Annotated in this window: 22 protein-coding genes; 10 read left to right on the forward strand and 12 right to left on the reverse strand. The window is 69.9% G+C overall.

Going from position 1 to position 18,159, the window contains the following annotated elements; all coding sequences use genetic code 11:
* The first annotated feature begins 62 nt into the window (after positions 1 to 62).
* Complete coding sequence (locus tag ACH4YL_RS08825; RefSeq protein WP_398506172.1) at positions 63 to 692, forward strand: CGNR zinc finger domain-containing protein; 630 nt, start codon at positions 63 to 65, stop codon at positions 690 to 692.
* Here the strand turns inward: ACH4YL_RS08825 and sodX are convergent.
* Positions 596 to 1,015, reverse strand: coding sequence for a nickel-type superoxide dismutase maturation protease (gene sodX / locus ACH4YL_RS08830; protein ID WP_398506173.1), 420 nt, complete (start codon positions 1,013 to 1,015; stop codon positions 596 to 598). The genes ACH4YL_RS08825 and sodX overlap by 97 nt on opposite strands.
* Positions 1,016 to 1,178: 163 nt before the next feature.
* On the opposite strand from sodX, the gene sodN reads away from it, so the two are divergent.
* Positions 1,179 to 1,574 (forward strand): superoxide dismutase, Ni, encoded by a 396-nt coding sequence (sodN, locus tag ACH4YL_RS08835; protein WP_089511141.1) that lies wholly within the window; start codon positions 1,179 to 1,181, stop codon positions 1,572 to 1,574.
* An 88-nt stretch (positions 1,575 to 1,662) separates the two neighbouring features.
* Here sodN and ACH4YL_RS08840 read toward each other — a convergent pair whose 3' ends face one another.
* The 3 genes from ACH4YL_RS08840 to ACH4YL_RS08850 all read right to left on the reverse strand — a co-directional run bounded on the left by ACH4YL_RS08840 (position 1,663) and on the right by ACH4YL_RS08850 (position 4,856).
* The gene (locus ACH4YL_RS08840; protein ID WP_398506175.1) at positions 1,663 to 2,874 is read right to left on the reverse strand and encodes a low temperature requirement protein A; all 1,212 of its coding nucleotides are present in this window, start codon (positions 2,872 to 2,874) and stop codon (positions 1,663 to 1,665) included.
* Between the two features lie 114 nt (positions 2,875 to 2,988).
* On the reverse strand, positions 2,989 to 3,939 hold the full coding sequence (locus ACH4YL_RS08845) for a hypothetical protein (protein ID WP_398506177.1): 951 nt from the start codon (positions 3,937 to 3,939) through the stop codon (positions 2,989 to 2,991).
* Positions 3,940 to 3,968: 29 nt separating this feature from the next.
* Complete coding sequence (locus ACH4YL_RS08850; RefSeq protein ID WP_398506179.1) at positions 3,969 to 4,856, reverse strand: DMT family transporter; 888 nt, start codon at positions 4,854 to 4,856, stop codon at positions 3,969 to 3,971.
* 110 nt (positions 4,857 to 4,966) lie between these two features.
* Here ACH4YL_RS08850 and ACH4YL_RS08855 point away from each other — a divergent pair, with 110 nt between their 5' ends.
* The gene (locus ACH4YL_RS08855) at positions 4,967 to 5,548 is read left to right on the forward strand and encodes a TetR/AcrR family transcriptional regulator (RefSeq protein ID WP_398506181.1); all 582 of its coding nucleotides are present in this window, start codon (positions 4,967 to 4,969) and stop codon (positions 5,546 to 5,548) included.
* Positions 5,549 to 5,590: 42 nt separating this feature from the next.
* Here the strand turns inward: ACH4YL_RS08855 and ACH4YL_RS08860 are convergent, their stop codons facing one another.
* Positions 5,591 to 6,553, reverse strand: coding sequence for a LysR family transcriptional regulator (locus ACH4YL_RS08860; RefSeq protein ID WP_398506183.1), 963 nt, complete (start codon positions 6,551 to 6,553; stop codon positions 5,591 to 5,593).
* Positions 6,554 to 6,734: 181 nt separating this feature from the next.
* Here ACH4YL_RS08860 and snpA point away from each other — a divergent pair, with 181 nt between their 5' ends.
* Both snpA and ACH4YL_RS08870 read left to right on the forward strand, forming a co-directional pair.
* Positions 6,735 to 7,397 (forward strand): snapalysin, encoded by a 663-nt coding sequence (gene snpA / locus ACH4YL_RS08865; protein ID WP_398506185.1) that lies wholly within the window; start codon positions 6,735 to 6,737, stop codon positions 7,395 to 7,397.
* A 125-nt stretch (positions 7,398 to 7,522) separates the two neighbouring features.
* Entirely contained in the window at positions 7,523 to 7,987 is a 465-nt protein-coding gene (locus ACH4YL_RS08870) for a group II truncated hemoglobin (RefSeq protein ID WP_398506187.1), read from the forward strand.
* A 24-nt stretch (positions 7,988 to 8,011) separates the two neighbouring features.
* On the opposite strand, the gene ACH4YL_RS08875 is transcribed toward ACH4YL_RS08870, so the two are convergent.
* From ACH4YL_RS08875 to ACH4YL_RS08900, 6 genes are all read right to left on the reverse strand, one after another.
* Entirely contained in the window at positions 8,012 to 8,464 is a 453-nt protein-coding gene (locus ACH4YL_RS08875; RefSeq protein WP_398506189.1) for a DUF6304 family protein, read from the reverse strand.
* A 108-nt stretch (positions 8,465 to 8,572) separates the two neighbouring features.
* Positions 8,573 to 8,797 carry a hypothetical protein gene (locus ACH4YL_RS08880; protein WP_398506191.1) on the reverse strand — a complete coding sequence of 75 codons (225 nt, stop codon included), beginning with the start codon at positions 8,795 to 8,797 and terminating at the stop codon, positions 8,573 to 8,575.
* 43 nt (positions 8,798 to 8,840) lie between these two features.
* Complete coding sequence (locus ACH4YL_RS08885) at positions 8,841 to 9,422, reverse strand: dihydrofolate reductase family protein (RefSeq protein WP_398506193.1); 582 nt, start codon at positions 9,420 to 9,422, stop codon at positions 8,841 to 8,843.
* A gap of 65 nt (positions 9,423 to 9,487) precedes the next feature.
* Complete coding sequence (locus tag ACH4YL_RS08890; RefSeq protein WP_398506194.1) at positions 9,488 to 10,087, reverse strand: GNAT family N-acetyltransferase; 600 nt, start codon at positions 10,085 to 10,087, stop codon at positions 9,488 to 9,490.
* 76 nt (positions 10,088 to 10,163) lie between these two features.
* On the reverse strand, positions 10,164 to 11,195 hold the full coding sequence (locus ACH4YL_RS08895; protein ID WP_398506634.1) for a family 2 encapsulin nanocompartment cargo protein polyprenyl transferase: 1,032 nt from the start codon (positions 11,193 to 11,195) through the stop codon (positions 10,164 to 10,166).
* A gap of 131 nt (positions 11,196 to 11,326) precedes the next feature.
* Positions 11,327 to 12,751 (reverse strand): family 2B encapsulin nanocompartment shell protein, encoded by a 1,425-nt coding sequence (locus tag ACH4YL_RS08900; protein WP_398506195.1) that lies wholly within the window; start codon positions 12,749 to 12,751, stop codon positions 11,327 to 11,329.
* A 314-nt stretch (positions 12,752 to 13,065) separates the two neighbouring features.
* Between ACH4YL_RS08900 and ACH4YL_RS08905 the strand changes: the two genes are divergently transcribed.
* Positions 13,066 to 13,656, forward strand: coding sequence for an N-acetylmuramoyl-L-alanine amidase (locus ACH4YL_RS08905; protein ID WP_398506197.1), 591 nt, complete (start codon positions 13,066 to 13,068; stop codon positions 13,654 to 13,656).
* Between the two features lie 44 nt (positions 13,657 to 13,700).
* The gene (locus tag ACH4YL_RS08910) at positions 13,701 to 14,621 is read left to right on the forward strand and encodes a 1-aminocyclopropane-1-carboxylate deaminase/D-cysteine desulfhydrase (RefSeq protein WP_398506199.1); all 921 of its coding nucleotides are present in this window, start codon (positions 13,701 to 13,703) and stop codon (positions 14,619 to 14,621) included.
* Positions 14,622 to 14,655: 34 nt separating this feature from the next.
* Here ACH4YL_RS08910 and ACH4YL_RS08915 read toward each other — a convergent pair whose 3' ends face one another.
* Positions 14,656 to 16,248 (reverse strand): Na+/H+ antiporter, encoded by a 1,593-nt coding sequence (locus ACH4YL_RS08915; protein WP_398506636.1) that lies wholly within the window; start codon positions 16,246 to 16,248, stop codon positions 14,656 to 14,658.
* Between the two features lie 58 nt (positions 16,249 to 16,306).
* Here ACH4YL_RS08915 and ACH4YL_RS08920 point away from each other — a divergent pair, with 58 nt between their 5' ends.
* The 3 genes from ACH4YL_RS08920 (at position 16,307) to ACH4YL_RS08930 (ending at position 18,155) form a co-directional block, all read left to right on the forward strand.
* Positions 16,307 to 16,567, forward strand: a complete 261-nt coding sequence (locus tag ACH4YL_RS08920) for a UBP-type zinc finger domain-containing protein (RefSeq protein WP_398506201.1) — start codon at positions 16,307 to 16,309, stop codon at positions 16,565 to 16,567.
* Between the two features lie 242 nt (positions 16,568 to 16,809).
* Complete coding sequence (locus ACH4YL_RS08925; protein WP_018845530.1) at positions 16,810 to 17,223, forward strand: anti-sigma regulatory factor; 414 nt, start codon at positions 16,810 to 16,812, stop codon at positions 17,221 to 17,223.
* A complete protein-coding gene (locus ACH4YL_RS08930; RefSeq protein ID WP_398506203.1) occupies positions 17,220 to 18,155 on the forward strand; it encodes an RNA polymerase sigma factor SigF in 936 nt (311 codons plus the stop codon). The genes ACH4YL_RS08925 and ACH4YL_RS08930 overlap by 4 nt, the downstream gene beginning before the upstream one ends.
* Positions 18,156 to 18,159 lie beyond the last annotated feature (4 nt).

An 18,159-nucleotide genomic window follows, 5' to 3' on the forward strand; every position in this document is an offset into this window, starting at 1 on the left:
GAAGCTGTATCAGCCGTTACTACTGATACGACGACACTAGACCGCCGCGGTAAGGACTACAAGTGGAACTGGCCTATTACTCGGACTACGCCGTGCGCCTGGTCAACACCGAGGAGCCGGCTCGCAACAAGGACTCCCTCACGTCGGTCGAGGCCATCCGCGAACTCTTCGGCGTGTCGGGGCAGGCCGCACGGCGTGCCACCGACGCGGACGTCACCCGGTTCCGGTCCGTACGCGGCCGGCTCCGCGCGGTCTTCACCGCGGCCGACGAGGGCGACGAGACGCAGGCGGTCGACCTGCTGAACTCACTGCTGCTGGAGTTCCCGGTCAGCCCGCAGATCTCGGGCCACGACTTCCGGGACGACGACGGCCGCCCGAAGTGGCACATGCACCTGGCCGACCATCCGTCCAACGCGACGGCGGGATACGCGGCGATCGCCGCGATGGGCCTGGCCTTCCATCTGACGGAGTACGGCGTCGACCGGCTCGGCCTCTGCCAGGCGGCACCGTGCCGCAACGCCTATCTCGACACCTCGACCAACCGCTCGCGCCGCTACTGCTCGGACCGCTGCGCGACCCGCGCCAATGTCGCCGCCTACCGCGCCCGCAAGCGCCTGGAGACGGAACGGTCGGAGAGCACCAGCCGCAGCGAGGACACCACCCAGGAGGCGACCCCGCGCACGGAGCGCTGATCCTCGGCGAGCGGCCGGTACCTTCCGCGTACGCGCCCCAGCAGCAACTCCTGGGGCACGGTGCCGAACAGCCTGCTGTCCCCCTCCGCGCCCGGGTTGTCACCCAGCACCCACCAGCCGCCGTCGCGCAGTTCGACGAGGCGCTTGACGATGAGCAGGTCCTGCTGGAGCGGATGCCGGAGCACGGCGACATCGCCGGGCCGCACCTCCGCGCCGTAGTGCACGAGCAGTTGATCGCCGTGCTTGAGCGTCGGGTACATGGAAGGACCTGTCACTTCGGCGACTCCGAACGGCACTCTCGGCTCCCGCCCCTGCTCAGTCATCCGCCACCTCCGAGTCCCACGGTCATGCCCAACGGTACGTTCCGCCACCAGTCCCATACTGACCCTGGACTTTTGTCCTAAGCCCATGGGGGCACTCGCGAAAACAGGTCTCTCACGGAGTAATGTCCCACCTGAGAAGACGATCACGAGGAAGGACAGCTCAATGCTCTCCCGCCTGTTTGCCCCCAAGGTGAAGGTCAGCGCCCACTGCGACCTGCCGTGCGGTGTGTACGACCCGGCCCAGGCCCGCATCGAGGCCGAGTCGGTCAAGGCCGTCCAGGAGAAGTACCAGGCCAACGAGGACCCGCACTTCCGGGCCCGCGCCACGGTCATCAAGGAGCAGCGCGCGGAGCTCGCCAAGCACCATGTCTCGGTGCTGTGGAGCGACTACTTCAAGCCGCCGCACTTCGAGAAGTACCCGGAGCTTCACCAGCTGGTGAACGACGCGCTGAAGGCGCTGTCCGCCGCCAAGGCCTCCACGGACCCGGCGACGGGCCAGAAGGCGCTGGACTACATTGCCCAGATCGACAAGATCTTCTGGGAGACGAAGAAGGCCTGACCGTTTCTCGGTCCTGTTTCTTTGTCAAGGCAGCACCCGGCATCCGCGCGGAGCCGGGTGCTGTCGGCGTCTTCGGCCACTCCGGGTGTCAGTCCTTCGGGGACTCCTCCTCGACCGCCGCCCCTGCCGTCCTGCCGTGCAGCAGCACAAGTCCCGTCACCGCCGCGGCCAGCAGCGCCAGCGCGAGCAGCGCCGGAATCAGCGCGACCACGGCGCCCGCGCACAGACAGCCGAGACCGCCGAGGACGAGCGCTGGTGACCTGCGGCCCGCGGTGCGCAGCAGGATCGCCGCCGCGGCCAGGATGAACACGCCGACTCCGCCGGCGAGCGCCCATGCCACCAGGCCGTGCAACGGCTCGTCCAGGTCGTAGTGCTCGGTGTCGGCGACCTGGTGGAGCACCTTCTTCATGCCGAGTGCGGTGACCACGATGCCCGCGACGAGCGGCAGGTGCAGAAAGGTGTACGTGTCGCGTGCCAGGCGGGTGCGGTCGTCGCCGGTCAGTTCGGTCAGCCGGTGCTCGGCGTGCTCGCCGATGTGGCGGAAGTACAGCCGCCAGAGCCCGGCGACGACCAGCAGGCCCGCTGCGGCCCCGGCCAGGATCGGTGTGGAGATGGCGAAGCCGGACACCCCGACGCCGATGGCCACGATCGACTCGCCCAGCGCGATGATCACGATCAGCCCGTGCCGCTCGGCGAAGTGCCCGGGCGAGGCGACGCGCCAGCCGGACGATCCGGTGAGGTAGATCCCGAAGTAGTCGATGACGACCGCGCCGAGCCACACCAGCACCTGAGCGAGGCCCGACAGTGTGCAGCCGATCAGGAGCAGCGTGAACGGCGGCACCACGGACAGCAGCGCGGTCCGGCGCAGCGTGGCGTGGAGCGCCTCGTCGCCGGGGCTGGAGATCCAGTACGAGACGAGGTGCAGCAGCCGGACAGCGCCGTAGCAGAGCACGAAGACCAGCGGCGCCGAGAGGCCGCCGGGTGCGTCGTCGTACACCTCGGGCACGGTGAGCGAGACGATCAGCACCACGGCCATGACGGCGACGAGGACCGCGAACATCGGCCCGGTGTCGGCCCGTACGACATTGCCCAGCCAGGCGAAGCAGCACCAGCACCACCAGAGCAGTGCGAGCACGACGATCCCGCCGAGCATCCTCAGTGCTGTCGGGTCGGCCGCCATCAATGCGGTGACCTGCGTGATCGCATAGACGAACACCAAGTCGAAGAACAGCTCGGCCGGCGTCACGCGGTGATCGTCTCCGGTGGCGATCATCCGGGACCGTTCTCTGCCTGTCGCCACAGTGCCTCTCCCCCCTCGGCGGCCCGGTGACGGGCCCACTGGGGCCGAAGGATACAGACGATGCCAGGGAGGCGACCGAGGCACGGCGAGGAGGTCCCCGGCCGCCCGGGCGAGTCAGTCCCCCAGCGCCTTGCGTATGTTGGCCCGCACCACGTCCAGGTCCTTCCGCACCGCCTCGTACGCCGGCTTGTCCCGGTCGACGTCGTACTGCTGCACCTCCCGGCGGACCTCCCACCACTCGCCCGCCGTGTCGTGCTTCCGCTTGCACTCGACATCGGCCGTCGCCGTCGCCAACTCCCGGTCCGTACGGGTTGTGTTGCCGTTCTGGCCGCGTGACCAGGCCTTGTCCGAGAACGCCTCCTGTGGGTTCTGGTACCGCCCGAGGCCCTTGTCCACGACGCACTGGGACCATGTCTTCAAGGCCAGCACGACCCGTGGGTCCTTCTCCACCGTCTTGTCCAGGCTCCTCTCACGGTCCTGCGAGAAGGTCCACATGCGCTTGGAGTCCTTGACGCCGTCGGCCAGTTGCCCACTGGCCACCCCGGAGCAGCCCGCCTCGGGAACCTTGCGGCCGCTGACGGTCGCAGAACCGCCGAGACGGGTGCCGTACAGGACCCCGCGCTCCTCCTGCGTCATGGCGCGGCCCTTGGGCTCCCACGCCGCCGCCTTCTTGGGATCCCAGCCGTAGCCCCAGCGGCGGGCCTTGTCGAGGTCCAGGAGTCCGTACGGGCCTGTGCCTGCCGCGACCATCGACATCGCCGGCGACGGCTGTTTGGGGTCCAGCGGGAAGTCGGCGAACCCGAAGGACACCATGCAGCGCTGCTCCAGCCGGGCCTGCGCCTTACTGTGCTGCCGGTACTCGTCGGTGCTGAACTGGTACCGGTCGATGGGCAGTTCGGGCACGTCGTCCTCGGTCGCGAAGCGCACCTTCGCATCCTCGGCCGGGAGGAGCCCGCACCCGGTCAGCGCCACGGCGAGCACCAACGGCGCCAGCACCAGGCCCAACCCGGCACGCCCCGAAGCGCGCCCCCAGGCACGTCCCAACAGCGACAGAAGATCGGTCATGCGGCCATCATGCATGCCGCCGCCGACAATCACTCCGGCTGTCCACAACTCCCCGCGCCACGACGCACGATCACCACCGCCGCCAGCCCGAGAGCCAGCCCTGCGGCCGTCTGCACTCCAAAGGGCTCGCCGAACATCGCCGCGCCCCAGATCGCGGTCACCGGCGCCATCAGGAACATCAGCGTGTTGACCTGCGTCACGCCGGAACGGCGCAACACCAGCCAGTACAGGCCGTATCCGCCGAAGGTGGCCAGAACCACCAGCCAGCCGATCGCCGTCCAGAACGCGGCATCGGCCGGCGGCACGGCAGATCCGAGGGCAGCCGCGAGGACGGTGAACACGACGGCGCTGGTGGCGCAGTGGACCGTCATCGCGACCGCGGGCGCGACCGGCGCGCGCGTACGGCTCTCCAGGAAGGTCGCCGCGACCAGCGAGAGCATCCCGGCGAACGGCACCGCGTACGCCCAGGCCGGAACGCCCGCACCGACCGCCGTGGCATCGGCGAGCGTGACGACTCCGACGCCCGAGACGCCCAGGCCCAGGCCCAGCCACTGCGGCCCGGACACGTACTGCCGCAGCAGCGGCCCGGCCAGCGCACCCGCGACCAGCGGCTGCGTTCCGTCGATCAGCGCGGTGGTGCCGCTGGAGACGCCGAGCTGGATCGCCCAGTACACGGTGAGCAGATAGCCGCTCTGCGAGAGCGCGCCGATCACGGTCTGGCGCAGCACGTCCCGTGCGGTCAGCCCACGCCAGGAGTGCCGGGCGAAGGCGACGGAGACGAGGGCCAGCACGACGGCCAGCGGCAGAAAGCGCCACATCAGCACGGTGACGGCGGCCGCGCTGCCCGCGCCGAGCTTGGCTCCGATGAAGCCGGAGCTCCAGCAGAGCACGAAGGCGGCCGAGAGCAGCATGTTCATGGTCGTTCCACCGTCCGGTGGCCTAGGGCCTGTCGTGTGGGTCTTGCCGACGACTCAGGTATACAGATCGGTCTACCTCATCGACTATACAGATCGGTATACTCGATGCCATGGGCAGGCAGACGACTCCGCACCGCATCGCGATGACCCCCGGCGCACGCCGCGCTCTCGACGCCGCGTCCCGCCTCTTCTACGAGCGCGGCATCCACGCCGTCGGCGTCGATCTGATCGCGGCCGAGGCGGGCGTCACCAAGAAGACCCTCTACGACCGCTTCGGGTCCAAGGACCAGCTGGTCGTGGAGTATCTCGCCGCCCGCGACGAGCAGTGGCGCGCCTTCCTCGCCGAGCGTCTGGAGGCGGCCGGGCCGTCCGCGGACGAGCGCATCCTGGCCGTTTTCGACGCCTCCCGGGAGTGGGCGGGCGAGCACAGCACTCGCGGCTGCAGCATGGTCAACGCGCACGCGGAGATCAGCGACCCGCGCCACCCGGCGTTCGGTGTCATCACCGGCCAGAAGGCCTGGATGCTCGCCCTCTTCACCGATCTGGCACGCGAAGCCGCGGCTCAGGATCCCGCGAAGCTCGGCCGCGCACTCATGCTGCTCCACGAGGGCGCACTCGTCACACACGGCCTGAACGTCTTCCCCGACGCGCTCACCGCCGCGCGTGAACAGGCCCGCGCGCTGCTCCCCTGACCGGGATCAGGCCCCTGACCGGGATCAGGCCGCTGACCGGGATCAGGCCGCGCGCCGGTCCAGCAGCGGGCTCTTGTGCCGCAGCAGCCACTGCCGGTACGCCGCCGCCCTCAGCGCCGCTTCCCGGTACGCCGCCTCCAGGTCCGCGTACACCGCCGCATACAGCTCCTCGCACGAACCGGGCCGCGAGAACAGCAGCAGCCGTACGGCCAGTGGATCGCCGCGCAGCGGGCGGATCGCCATGTCGTCGCGCGGGTCCGAGGTCGGCTGGCACGGCGCGACCGCCTCGCCGACCGCGATCAGTGACGCGGCCGTGTGGTAGTCGCCGTACAGCACCGGCGGATTGAGCCCGGCCGCACCCAATACCCGGCGCAGTCCGTCCCATTCGCCGTCCACCGTCGGATCGACGATCCACCGGTCCTCGGCCAGATCGGCCAGCTCCACGACGGGAGCGCCGGCGGCCGGATGGTCGTGCGCCATCGAGATGAACTGCGGCTCGCGCTCGATCAGTACGCGTACGGAAAGACCGTCCGGCACGAGCAGCGGACAGCCCTCCACCTCGTGCACGAAGGCGACATCGAGCTGACCGGCGGCGACCGTCCTGAGCAGCGCGTTCGCCGAGACGTCCACATGCAGCGAGATATCGGTTCCGGGCAGCCGCTGCCGGAGCCGGCGCAGCCAGCCGGCGAGCGCGCGGCTTGCGGTGGAGCCGACACGTAATCGCGGTCCGCCGGCCCGGGCGGCCGCCGCCTTGGCCTCGACGACGAGTGCGGCCATTTCGGCCACCAGCGGGCGGGCTCTGCTCAGTACGGAACGGCCGAGCGGGGTCGGCCGGCAGCCGGTGCGGTCACGCGAGAAGAGCTCCGCGCCGAGGGAGTGCTCGATCCGGCGCAGCTGGGTCGTCAGGGACGGCTGGCTGACGCCCAGTTGGCGCGCTGCTTTGTGCAGGCTGCCCGCGTCCGCTATGGCGCACAGCGCACGGAGGTGCCTCACCTCGAGCTCCATGAACCGAGAGTAGAGCGGCATCAACTGTCCCACCAGGCACACCAGTTGCCACAGAACGGGAGGACCCGGACAGGGTGATGCGCCTGGGTTATCGGCAGTTGACATCATCCCGAGGGCGGGGCGGCTCCCCGACACTCTGCTGTACCGAACCCGTTCACTGGACGAGTAGGAGCCCCCCACAATGCGTCACACTCGAACGGTACTCTCCGCCGCACTCGGCATCGGCCTCGTGGCCGCGCTGGGCGCGGGTCCCGCCAACGCCGCGACGGTCAACTCCCCCACAGTTGCCCCCGCTTCGTCCCCCACCGGCCACGCCGCGTACGCCGGATCCTCGGAGGACGCCAAGGCAACGAAGGCGTTCTTCGACGCCGTCCTGAAGTCGGTCGCCGAGAAGCGCGCAGCCAACCCCGGCGCGCAGGCAGTGACCGTCGTCTACAGCACCAGCAACGCGCCCAGCTTCCGCAGCCAGATAGCGCAGAGCACATCGATCTGGAACAGCTCCGTCAGCAATGTGAAGCTGCAGGAGGGTTCGGGCGCGGACTTCTCCTACCGCGAGGGCAACGACCCCCGCGGCTCGTACGCCAGCACCGACGGTCACGGCCGGGGCTACATCTTCCTCGACTACCGGCAGAACCAGCAGTACAACTCCACCCGTGTCACCGCCCACGAGACCGGGCACGTGCTCGGGCTGCCCGACCACTACTCGGGCCCGTGCAGCGAGCTCATGTCGGGCGGCGGACCCGGCACGTCGTGCCAGAACGCAACACCGGACGCGAATGAGCGGGCCCGCGTCAACCAGCTCTGGGCGAACGGCCTGGCCGCGGCGATCGCGAGCGTCTCCTGACGCGCTCGTGACTCGTTTCTGACGCCTCCCTGAGGGCCCCGGAGCCGCCGGGCCCGCGCACGAGGGGCGCCCTGCCGAAAAAGTGGCAGGGCGCCCCTCCGCCGTATCCCGCATAGGCTGACGGCATGACCGAGCCGAGCGAACGCACCGGGTCCCTGTACGAGGCAGCGGGCGGCGCAGATGCCCTGCGGCGGCTGAGCGACACCTTCTACGAGGCCGTGCTCGCCGACCCGCTGCTGGCCCCCGTCTTCGTCGACTTCACTCCCGCGCACATCGAGCATGTCGCCGTCTGGCTGGCCGAGATCTTCGACGGACCCGCGCGTTTCACCGCCGAACTGGGCGGCCACCAAGCCCTGCTCCGCGCCCATCTCGGCCTGTCGATCACCGAGGAGCAGCGGCTGCGCTGGATGGAGCTGATGACCGCGGCGGTCGAGAAGGAGCTCCCGGACGACGAGCTGCTGCGCCGCCGGGTGATCGAGTACTTCGACTGGGGCACAAAGATCGCCCGTTCCGTCTCGGCCGACCCTCCGGGCACGGACCTGGGCGACCCGGGCCCGACGCCGCGCTGGGGCTGGAACGGCCTGCGCTGAGACCGTTCGCCTCCGGTGAGGCGGTCAGGCCCCGACCGGTGTCTGGAATACGAGCTCCGCGCCGGGCGGAAGCTGCTCCTGGATCAGTGCGAGAGCGTCGCCGAAGTCCCCGCTCGCGACTCCGGATTCGTACGCCGCTCCGCCGTAGTGCAGGGTCAGATTGAGATCCGACCTGTCGAGCGACCCTTCCGGCCGCGGTTCGCCGAGCGTCAGCAGACTGCTGAGCGTGGCCCGCTGGACCGTGCCCGCCGAGTGGACGGGCAGCGGCATGTCCCACTCCAGTACGCAGGAGGAGAGAAGTCCGCCGCCCTCGACCGGACGCAGGGCGGCGAAGCTCGCCCCTTGGTACTCAACACCCCTGATGCGTGTGCGCAGTTGCCGCCCCTGCGCCGATATGTGCGCCGCGATCGTGACCGCTTCCGCGCCACGCCGATCGCGGTACCAGCCCGCCCAGACTTCCGTCGACTCCGATGACATGGCGCGGACTGTAGCGGTACGCCGCACTCCGCCTAACAGCAGGGATGCCTCTGCCGGTCGCGGGTCCGACGCGAGTCCGGCCGCGGCTCCGGGCGGGCTCGGCACCGCTCAGGCGGTGCCGACCTCCGCGCCGGGCCCATCACCTCGCTGCTCGTCCTGCTCCTCGACCCTGTCCGGGCACTTCGGGTTGTGGCAGGGGCCTGGCCCCCAGGTGGGGACGAACGCCCCGAGAGTCTTGTGTCGCTTGATTACGGTACCGACAGGCTGTCCGCACGTCGGGCACTGAAGCTCGGCCTGCGGGTTGTGGACGGTACGACGTCCTTCGCTGCCCATGGCACCAGGATATGGCGGTTTGGGCGGGTCGGACAGCCGGCGGTCATCGCTTCCTGGCGTACTTGCGCACCACCACTCCGTTGTCGAAGGAACGCACCGACTCGAGCGTGAACTCGCCGACGCGGAAGTCCGTGGCGAACATGGGCATTCCGGTGCCGAGTACCACCGGATACGTCTTGATGACGAGTTCGTCGACCTCGTCCATCAGCTGGCCCGCGAGGTTCGCGCCGCCGCAGAGATAGATGCCGAGCCCGTCCTCCTGCTTGAGCTCGCGGATCCGCGCCACGACATCGCCGGAGACGATCTCCACATTCGGGTCGGGCGACTCCTGGATGCTGCGGGACGCGACGAGTTCGCGCAGATGGGCGTAGGGGCTGGTGACCTTGGCGTCGAGCGCGACGTCATAGCTTGCCCGGCCCTGGATGATCGTGTCGTACTCGGTGTTCGGGGCGTCGTCGATGCCGAACGCCTGACGGGCCATGGTCGGCAGCGTGTCCACGGCTTCGTTCTTGAAGTACTCGAGGAAGTCCCCGGAGACGAACTGCATGAAGAAGTCCGACTTGCCGTCCGAGTCCCCGATGAAGCCGTCGATCGACGCGGCGATGAAGTAGCTGAGCTTGCGCAAACCGGTCCTCCGTCCGATAACCACTCCATGCATAGTGCTTCACCTGTAGTGGTTGCGCAAGGGCTTTACGGCCAGGGCCGGGGCTCGCGCCACATCGGCCACATCAGCGGCCCCTCGGGCAGTTGCACCGCCTCCCCGGCGAAGGCGAAGCCGAGCCGCTCGTACAGCCGGCGGCTGCGCGCGCTGCTCGCCTCCAGATAGGCCGGAACGCCGTCACGGTCGCAGCGCTCCAGCGCCGGAGCGAGCAGTGCCGCTCCCAGCCCCTGGCCCTGCCGCCCCGGCTCGACGGCGATCAGCACCAGATACTCATGTGCCCGGTCGTGCGGATGGACCGCGCCGGTCAGCCGGCCCACCTCCCGTGCGCGTTCGTTGTGGGGGCCCGCGATCTCACGCATCCGGGCCGCCGTCTCGTTGTCCTGCTCCGGTTCGCCGCCCGGCAGCTCCAGCCACACGGCCGCGGCCGACCCGTCCTCCATCACATCGACCCGGCCGGCCGCCAGCGCCTGATCGACGAAGACGCCGAGGAAAGGTGCATGCACCCGGCTCCGCTCGGCCGGATCCGGAAAGACCCAGCAGCTCACCGGGTCGTCCTCGAACGCCGCTGAGACCAGCTGGACGACCGCCTCGCGATCGTCCGAGGTAGCCCGCCGAATCCGTATGCCCATCGGTCTCCGCCTCTCGCCCCGAGCCCGGGAGGTCACGCCGGGCCAACGTGCCTCCATGCTCCAGGAGTCGGCCGCCTCAGCGGGTGCGGCGGGTGACGAATTCGGCCAGTGCGAGCAGGTCGCCCGCCGCGGCGAGATCCGGCACGGCCCGGGAGAGCTCATGGACCGCGCGGGCCATCCGGTCGGCCGCCTGGAGCTGGGCCCAGTCGCGGCCGCCCGCCCGGTCGACGGCCTCGGCGGCGCGGCGTACGGTCGTCGCGGTCATGGGGCCTCGGTAGAGCTCAGCAAGCTCCGCGCCGGCCGGAGTGCCGGAGGTCAGGGCCGCCACCACCGGCAGCGATTTCTTGTGTGCGGCCAGGTCGGCGCCGGCCGGTTTGCCCGTACGCCCGGGATCGCCCCAGATCCCGATCAGATCGTCGATGAACTGGAAGGCGAGCCCCGCCTCCCGCCCGAAGGCGTCCAGCGCCGCGGTCTCCTCCTCACCCGCGCCCGCGTACAGCGCTCCGAGCGCGCACGCACAGCCCAGCAGCGCGCCGGTCTTGGCCGTCGCCATGCGGAGGCACTCGTCGAGCGATACCTCGTGCGGCGCCCGCTCCTCGAAGGCGCAGTCCGCCTGCTGGCCCGCGCACAGCTCGATCACACAGGCCGCGAGCCGCTCGGAGGCCGCCGCGGACGCCGGATGGCGGTCCTCGGCGAGCAGCCGCAGCGCGAGAGCGAGCAGTGCGTCGCCCGCGATGATGGCGTCCGGAGTCCCGAAGACCGTCCAGGCGGTGGGCCGGTGTCTGCGGGTCTGGTCCTCGTCGATGACATCGTCGTGGAGAAGTGTGAAGTTGTGCGCCAGCTCCACCGCGACAGCGGCCCGTACGGCCTGCTGCGGATCGCCGCCGAGCGCTCTCGCCGCGGCCAGTACGAGCCCGGGTCTGATCGCCTTGCCGACGGAGCCCGCGGCCGGAGTGCCGTCGGCGTGCTCCCACCCGAAGTGGTACATCGCGACCCGTCGTATGGAACCGGGCAACGACTCGACGGCTGCGCGCAGCCGGGGATTGACGGCCTCACGGGTGCGTTCGAGAAGGACGACGGCCTCACGGGCCTCGACGGTCTCCGACATGGTCAACTGGGCGGTCCTTTCCCGGTGTTGGACGTACGGACGAAGGCGAGCGACGAAGGCGAGCGGGGCCAGGGCCGGGGGCGGCGGCCGGGGCGCGGGGACGGTGCCGCGCCCGAGGCCGCCCGGCCGGCTCACCTCCAGCGGCTCACCTCGACGTTCTCCAGCACACCGAGCGCGTCCGGCACCAGCACCGCCGCCGAGTAGTACGCCGTGAGCAGGTACGAGATGATCGCCTGCTCGTCGATGCCCATGAACCGCACCGACAGACTCGGCTCGATCTCGTCCGGAATTCCCGTCTGGTGCAGGCCGATCACGCCCTGCTCGGCCTCGCCCGTACGCATGCAGATGATGGATGTGGTCCTGGCGTCGCTGATCGGGATCTTGTTGCACGGGTAGATGGGCACGCCGCGCCAGGTCGGGATGCGGTTGCCGTTCACGTCGATGCTCTCGGGCACCAGGCCCCGCTTGTTGCACTCGCGCCCGAAGGCGGCGATGGCACGCGGGTGCGCGAGGAAGAACTTGGAGCCGCGGCGGCGCGACAGCAGCTCGTCCATGTCGTCCGGGCTCGGCGCGCCGTCGTGCGGCTGGAGCCGCTGACCGTAGTCACAGTTGGCGAGCAGACCGAACTCGCGGTGGTTGATGAGCTCGTCCTCCTGGCGCTCGCGCAGCGCCTCGACCGTGAGCCGCAACTGCTGCTCGGTCTGGTTCATCGGCTGGTTGTAGAGGTCGGCGACCCGGCTGTGCACCTTCAGCACGGTCTGGGCCACGCTCAGTTCGTACTCGCGCGGCACGCCTTCGTAGTCCACGTAGGTGTGCGGGACGACGGCCTCGCCGACATGGCCCGCGGACAGATCGATCTCCGCCTCGCCGTATTTGTTGGTCCGCTGGTGCGGCAGCGCGGCGAGGCTCGCCAGATGCGTGCGCAGCGAATCGGCGCGCTCCGCGAGGTTCAGCACATCGTCTCTGGTCAGCACCAGCACCGTGCATGCCGTCGCGGCGCGGGCCGTGTGCTCCCAGGTGGCGTCGCGCTCCACGAGCGTCTGCTCGCCGAAGTGCGCGCCGTCGGCGAGGACTTCGATCACCGCCTCGTCGCCGTACGGACCGGTGCCGATCTGTTCGACCCTGCCGTGGGCCAGCAAATAGATCCGGTCCGCCGCCGTGCCCGCGGCGGCGAGCACCTCTCCGGTCGCGAACTCCCGCTGCTCACAGCGGTTCGCCAGTTCGGCGAGCACCGCCTCGTCACCGAACTCCCGCAGCGCGGGCAGCTCGCCCAGCTCGGCGGGGATGACCGTGACACGGTCGCCGGTCTGCACAAACGTCACGCGTCCGTCGCCCACCGAGTAGCTCAGGCGGCGATTGACCCGGTAGGTGCCGCCCTGCACCTGCACCCACGGGAGCATGCGCAGCAGCCACCGGGAGGTGATCTCCTGCATCTGCGGGGCCGACTTGGTGGTCGTGGCAAGGTTCCGCGCGGCGGCCGTGCCGAGACTCTGCTGCTGCGGCGTTTGCTGCTCACGAACGTCGTCGCCGACAGAGCCAACCGAACCAACCGACATAGGACTCCCTCTCGATCATGGTCTGACCTGCGAGACAAAGCCTTTCAGCACGGAGAGTCGCGACGCCATTACACAAATGGATGGGACTAGTTCGGCTCGGGCAGGGAACGTCGGCGGCTTCAGGCCGCGCCGTCCGCCGGCTGACCGGATCAGCTCGCACGCCGTACGAACAAAGCGTCCTTCCATGAGAGTTCGGGTAGAAGCGTCGTTGCGGCACATTCCGTGCCCTTCCCCCCTGTATCCCCGTATCCCTGAACCCCGCCCCCCTGCGTTCCTGTATTCCCCCGTATCCCTCGCATCCCCAAGGAGCCGCGATGTCTCCCCCCATGTCCGCGAACAGCTTTTTCGACGCCCTGCGCGACGAGGGGCTGACAGTCGTCCAAGTCGGCGACTGGCGCGAGCACAACCGCAACCACAAGGGCCCCTGGGGTCCGGTGCACGGCGTGATGATCCATCACACGGTCACCAAGGGCACCGCAGAGACGGTCCGCCTCTGCCGCGACGGACACTCGGCCCTGCCGGGACCGCTGTGCCACGGCGTCATCGCCAAGGACGGCAAGATCCATCTCGTCGGCTACGGCCGCGCGAACCACGCGGGCCTCGGTGACGACGACGTGCTGCGCGCGGTCATCGCGGAGAAGGCACTGCCTCCGGACAACGAGGCGAACACCGACGGAAACCGCCATTTCTACGGCTTCGAGTGCGAGAACCTCGGCGACGGCAAGGACCCCTGGCCGCCGGTCCAGCTGGAGGCGATCGAGAGAGCGGCCGCGGCGATCTGCCGCCATCACGGCTGGACGGCACGCTCCGTCATCGGCCATCTCGAGTGGCAGCCGGGAAAGGTCGACCCCAGGGGCTTCACGATGAGCTCCATGCGCGAGCGCATCCAGGAGCGCCTGAAGTGACACGTGAATCAGCCCGAAGAGAGACCTGACGTGACAATGGCCGGGTGACCCCGGAAGCGCTCGACCTCGACACGGCCCTGAGGCCGCGGCTGCCGTCGCCGTTGCGGCAGGTCGAGGACGAGCGCTTCACCCGGCACGGCGTACGCCTGCTGCTCAAGCGCGACGACCTGATCCACCCGGACCTGCCCGGCAACAAATGGCGCAAGCTCGCCCCGAACCTCGAAGCCGCCGAGGGCCGCCCGCTGCTCACCTTCGGCGGCGCGTACTCCAACCATCTGCGGGCCACGGCCGCGGCCGGCCGCCTCCTGGGCTTCGGGACGATCGGTGTCGTCCGCGGCGACGAACTGGCCACGCGCCCGCTGAACCCGTCCCTGTCCCAGTGCGCGGCCGACGGCATGCGGCTGCTCTTCGTGGACCGTGCGGTCTACCGGCGCAAGGACGACCCACACGTGCGGGCGCAGATCGCCGAGAGGGCGGCACAGGCGCTCGGCGTGAGCCCGGCGGACCTGTACGTCGTTCCCGAGGGCGGCAGCAATGTGCACGCCGTACGCGGCTGTGTCGCCCTCGGCGAGGAGCTGCACGGGCTCGCGGACGTCGTCGCCGTCGCCTGCGGCACCGGCGGAACACTCGCCGGTCTGGCCGCCGGCCTGGCGCCCGGCCAGCGGGCCATCGGCTTTCCGGTCCTCAAGGGCGGCTTCCTCGCCGAGGAGATACAGCGCCTCCAGCAAGAGTCCTTCGGCGGCCCGGCAGGTGACTGGTCGCTCGACGAGCGCTTCCACTTCGGCGGGTACGCCCGTACGCCCCCGCGGCTCCACGCCTTCGCCGACGACTTCGAGGCCCGCCACGGCCTTCCGGTCGAGCGGGTCTATGTCGCCAAGATGCTCAGCGGCCTGACCGCGCTCGCAGCCGACGGTGCTTTCGCGCCCGGCACCACGCTCGCGGCCGTGGTCACCGGCCGGCCCTAGGGCCTGGCCCAGAGGGCAGTTGAGACTTCCGGCCCTAGGGAGCGTCCTCGCGGTACGCCGCGGCCTCCTCCAGGTCCAGCCGGCGCAGCAGCGTACGCAGCATCTCGTCGTCGATCCGCCGCTGGTCCCGGAGTTTGACGAAGACCTCGCGCTCCGCGTCGATCATCTCGCCCGCCAGCCGCCGGTAGGTGTCGTCCGCCGACTCACCGGTCACCTCATTCACGGTTCCGAGCCGCTCCCAGACCGCGTTCCTGCGACGCTCGAGCACCGTCCGCAGCCGCTCCGCCAGCGGCTCGGGGAGCGCGTTGCGCTCGTCGGCGAGCAGCTCCTCCAGCCGCCGGTCAGCCGCCTGCGACGCCTCGCTCTGGGCCTGGGCCTCGGCCAGCGTCTCGGCGTGGGTGTCGCGCGGCGGCAGCTTCAGCGCCCGGATCAGCGCGGGCAGCGTGAGGCCCTGCACCACCAGCGTGCCGATCACCGTCGTGAAGGTCAGGAACAGGACCAGATTCCGCGCCGGGAACGGCTCGCCGTCCGTCGCCACCGGGATCGAGAAGGCGATCGCCAGTGAGACGACGCCGCGCATCCCGGCCCAGCCCACGATCACCGGCGCGGTCCAGTTGGTGCCCGGCTCCCGTTTTCTGATCCGCGGCGACAGCCGCGGCAGGAAGGTGGCCGGGAAGACCCACACGAACCGCACCACCACCACGGCGACGAAGACCCCGAACGCGTACCAGAGCGATTCACCGACGCTGTAGTCCCCCAGCCCTTCCAGCACGTAAGGAAGCTGCAGCCCGATCAGAGCGAAGACCGAGGACTCCAGGATGAACGCGACCATCCTCCAGACCGCGCCCTCCTGCAGCCGGGTCTCGAAGTCGACCTGCCAGGAGCGGTGGCCGAGATAGAGCGCGACGACGACGACGGCGAGCACGCCGGACGCGCCGACATGCTCGGCGGCGGCGTAGGCGACGAACGGGATCAGCAGCGACAGCGTGTTCTGCAGGAGGGCTTCCTTCAGATGCGTGCGCAGCCAGTGGATCGGCACCATCAGCAGGAGGCCGACCCCGATGCCGCCGAGCGAGGCCAGCGCGAATTCGCCGATGCCGCCGGCCCAGGTCATGCCCTCGCCGACGGTGGCGGCCAGCGCCACCTTGTAGGCGGTGATCGCGGTGGCGTCGTTCACCAGCGACTCGCCCTGCAGGATGGTGGTGATGCGGTTCGGCAGCCGCAGCCGGCGGGCGATCGCGGTCGCGGCGACCGCGTCCGGCGGCGCGATCACCGCGCCGAGCACCAGCGCCGCGCTCAGCGGCAGGTCCGGCACCAGCAGATAGGCGAGATAGCCGACGGCGACGGTCGCGAAGAGCACATAGCCGACGGAGAGAAGTGCGACGGGCCGCACATTCGCCCGCAGATCGAGAAACGAGCTCTCGACGGCGGCGGTGTACAGCAGGGGCGGCAGCACCAGCGGAAGCACGATGTGCGGATCGAGCGTGTAGTCCGGCACTCCCGGCACATATGCGCCAATCAGCCCGACCGCCACCAGGAGCAGCGGCGCGGGTACGGGCGTCCTGCGGGCCGCTCCGGCGACCGCCGCGCTCGCCGCGATCAGCGCCACCAGTGGCAATGCGTCCATCTCGCCGTCCCTCGCGTCCGTCCGTACGTCCGGCCTGCCGAGCCGTAACCTGGCAATCATGAGCGAGTGTCCGCATGTTGCAGAACTGCCCGACCCCGAGGTGACCCCGCTGTCCGACACCTGCCCGGAGTGTCTGGCGGCCGGCGGCCACCCCGTGCATCTGCGACTGTGCCTGGTCTGCGGGCACGTCGGCTGCTGTGACTCGTCGCCGGGGCGGCACGCGAGCGCACACTTCAAGGAGACGGGTCATCCCGTGATGCGGAGCTTCGAGCCCGGGGAGAGCTGGCGCTGGTGTTTTGCCGACGGTTCGATCGTCTGAAGCGTGGGTACGTCAACCCTCCGCCGGTTCCTCGCAATTGGGCCCCGCAGACCCCTAGCCACTGTGCGTACTCATATGCTTACCATGAGTGACAGCCACCGAGTGGGGGCCCCGGCGACAGGGCACCATGGATCGCGATAGCGTCGCCGGGCCAGTACCGGCTACGTACTGACTGCGTAGCGACGGCCTCGGGATCTTCCTCCCGCGGCCCCGAAAGAGCTTGTGCCACCTTGGAGGTGAGGGTGTCCCAGATCGCAGGCGAGCCCGGGACTCAGGACTTCGTGGAAGTCCGGCTGCCCGCTGCGGGTGCCTACCTGTCCGTGCTGCGTACGGCCACGGCCGGACTCGCAGCGCGCTTGGACTTCACCCTCGACGAGATCGAGGATCTGCGGATCGCGGTCGACGAGGCATGCGCGATCCTGCTGCAGCAGGCGGTCCCCGGCTCCGTTCTCAGCTGCGTGTTCCGACTGGTCGACGACTCGCTGGAGGTCACGGTCTCGGCGCCGACGACCGACGGCCGGGCGCCGGAGCGCGACACCTTCGCCTGGACAGTGCTCTCCGCGCTGGCCGGCAAGGTCGACTCCTCGGTCGCCGACGACCGTACGGTCTCCATCAGCCTGTACAAACAGCGCGGCGCGGGACCCGGGCCGGCGTGAGGAACGGGGACGGTCCGGTGCGGAACGAGCCACCCGCGGTGAGGGGAATCCCGGAGCAGCAGGCCCGTCCGCATCCGGTGGACGGACTTGACGGCCAGACGGCCGCGGCGGAGCAGGGGCAGTCAGAGCGGGCGGACCGTATGAGCGAGCACGTGCACGAGCAGCAGCACCACGATCCACATGACCGCAGCGGGGCGCGGGCGATGTTCATCGAGCTTCGCAAGCTCCCCGACGGCTCTCCGGAGCGGGCGGAAATGCGCAACCAGCTGGTGCGTATGCATCTGCCGCTGGTCGAGCATCTGGCGCGGCGCTTCCGCAACCGCGGTGAGCCGCTGGACGATCTGACGCAGGTCGCGACCATCGGCCTGATCAAGTCGGTGGACCGGTTCGACCCGGAGCGGGGCGTCGAGTTCTCGACGTACGCGACTCCGACGGTCGTCGGCGAGATCAAGCGCCACTTCCGGGACAAGGGCTGGGCGGTCCGGGTGCCGCGCCGGCTTCAGGAACTGCGGCTCGCGCTGACCACGGCGACTGCCGAGCTCTCCCAGCAGCACGGCCGTTCTCCGACGGTGCACGAGCTGGCCGAGCGCCTGGGCATCTCGGAGGAGGAGGTCCTGGAGGGCCTGGAGTCGGCGAACGCCTACTCCACGCTGTCCCTGGACGTCCCGGACACGGACGACGAGTCTCCGGCGGTGGCGGACACCCTCGGCGCCGAGGACGAGGCGCTTGAGGGCGTCGAGTACCGCGAGTCGCTGAAGCCGCTGCTGGAGGACCTGCCGCCGCGGGAGAAGCGGATCCTGCTGCTGCGGTTCTTCGGGAACATGACGCAGTCGCAGATCGCGCAGGAGGTCGGCATCTCACAGATGCATGTCTCCCGGCTGTTGGCGCGGACGCTGGCGCAACTGCGGGAGCGGCTGCTGGTGGAGGAGTAGAAGG

Source organism: Streptomyces sp. NPDC020681 (assembly GCF_044334895.1).
GTDB lineage: Bacteria > Actinomycetota > Actinomycetes > Streptomycetales > Streptomycetaceae > Streptomyces.

What these genes read in the sequence shown, in the direction of transcription:
- sodX (WP_398506173.1), bottom strand. Translation starts at nt 1,015, where the DNA reads ATGACTGAGCAGGGGCGGGAGCCGAGAGTGCCGTTCGGAGTCGCCGAA.
- sodN (WP_089511141.1), top strand. Translation starts at nt 1,179, where the DNA reads ATGCTCTCCCGCCTGTTTGCCCCCAAGGTGAAGGTCAGCGCCCACTGC.
- ACH4YL_RS08845 (WP_398506177.1), bottom strand. Translation starts at nt 3,939, where the DNA reads ATGACCGATCTTCTGTCGCTGTTGGGACGTGCCTGGGGGCGCGCTTCG.
- ACH4YL_RS08850 (WP_398506179.1), bottom strand. Translation starts at nt 4,856, where the DNA reads ATGAACATGCTGCTCTCGGCCGCCTTCGTGCTCTGCTGGAGCTCCGGC.
- ACH4YL_RS08855 (WP_398506181.1), top strand. Translation starts at nt 4,967, where the DNA reads ATGGGCAGGCAGACGACTCCGCACCGCATCGCGATGACCCCCGGCGCA.
- ACH4YL_RS08860 (WP_398506183.1), bottom strand. Translation starts at nt 6,553, where the DNA reads ATGGAGCTCGAGGTGAGGCACCTCCGTGCGCTGTGCGCCATAGCGGAC.
- snpA (WP_398506185.1), top strand. Translation starts at nt 6,735, where the DNA reads ATGCGTCACACTCGAACGGTACTCTCCGCCGCACTCGGCATCGGCCTC.
- ACH4YL_RS08870 (WP_398506187.1), top strand. Translation starts at nt 7,523, where the DNA reads ATGACCGAGCCGAGCGAACGCACCGGGTCCCTGTACGAGGCAGCGGGC.
- ACH4YL_RS08875 (WP_398506189.1), bottom strand. Translation starts at nt 8,464, where the DNA reads ATGTCATCGGAGTCGACGGAAGTCTGGGCGGGCTGGTACCGCGATCGG.
- ACH4YL_RS08880 (WP_398506191.1), bottom strand. Translation starts at nt 8,797, where the DNA reads ATGGGCAGCGAAGGACGTCGTACCGTCCACAACCCGCAGGCCGAGCTT.
- ACH4YL_RS08890 (WP_398506194.1), bottom strand. Translation starts at nt 10,087, where the DNA reads ATGGGCATACGGATTCGGCGGGCTACCTCGGACGATCGCGAGGCGGTC.
- ACH4YL_RS08895 (WP_398506634.1), bottom strand. Translation starts at nt 11,195, where the DNA reads ATGTCGGAGACCGTCGAGGCCCGTGAGGCCGTCGTCCTTCTCGAACGC.
- ACH4YL_RS08900 (WP_398506195.1), bottom strand. Translation starts at nt 12,751, where the DNA reads ATGTCGGTTGGTTCGGTTGGCTCTGTCGGCGACGACGTTCGTGAGCAG.
- ACH4YL_RS08905 (WP_398506197.1), top strand. Translation starts at nt 13,066, where the DNA reads ATGTCTCCCCCCATGTCCGCGAACAGCTTTTTCGACGCCCTGCGCGAC.
- ACH4YL_RS08915 (WP_398506636.1), bottom strand. Translation starts at nt 16,248, where the DNA reads ATGGACGCATTGCCACTGGTGGCGCTGATCGCGGCGAGCGCGGCGGTC.
- ACH4YL_RS08920 (WP_398506201.1), top strand. Translation starts at nt 16,307, where the DNA reads ATGAGCGAGTGTCCGCATGTTGCAGAACTGCCCGACCCCGAGGTGACC.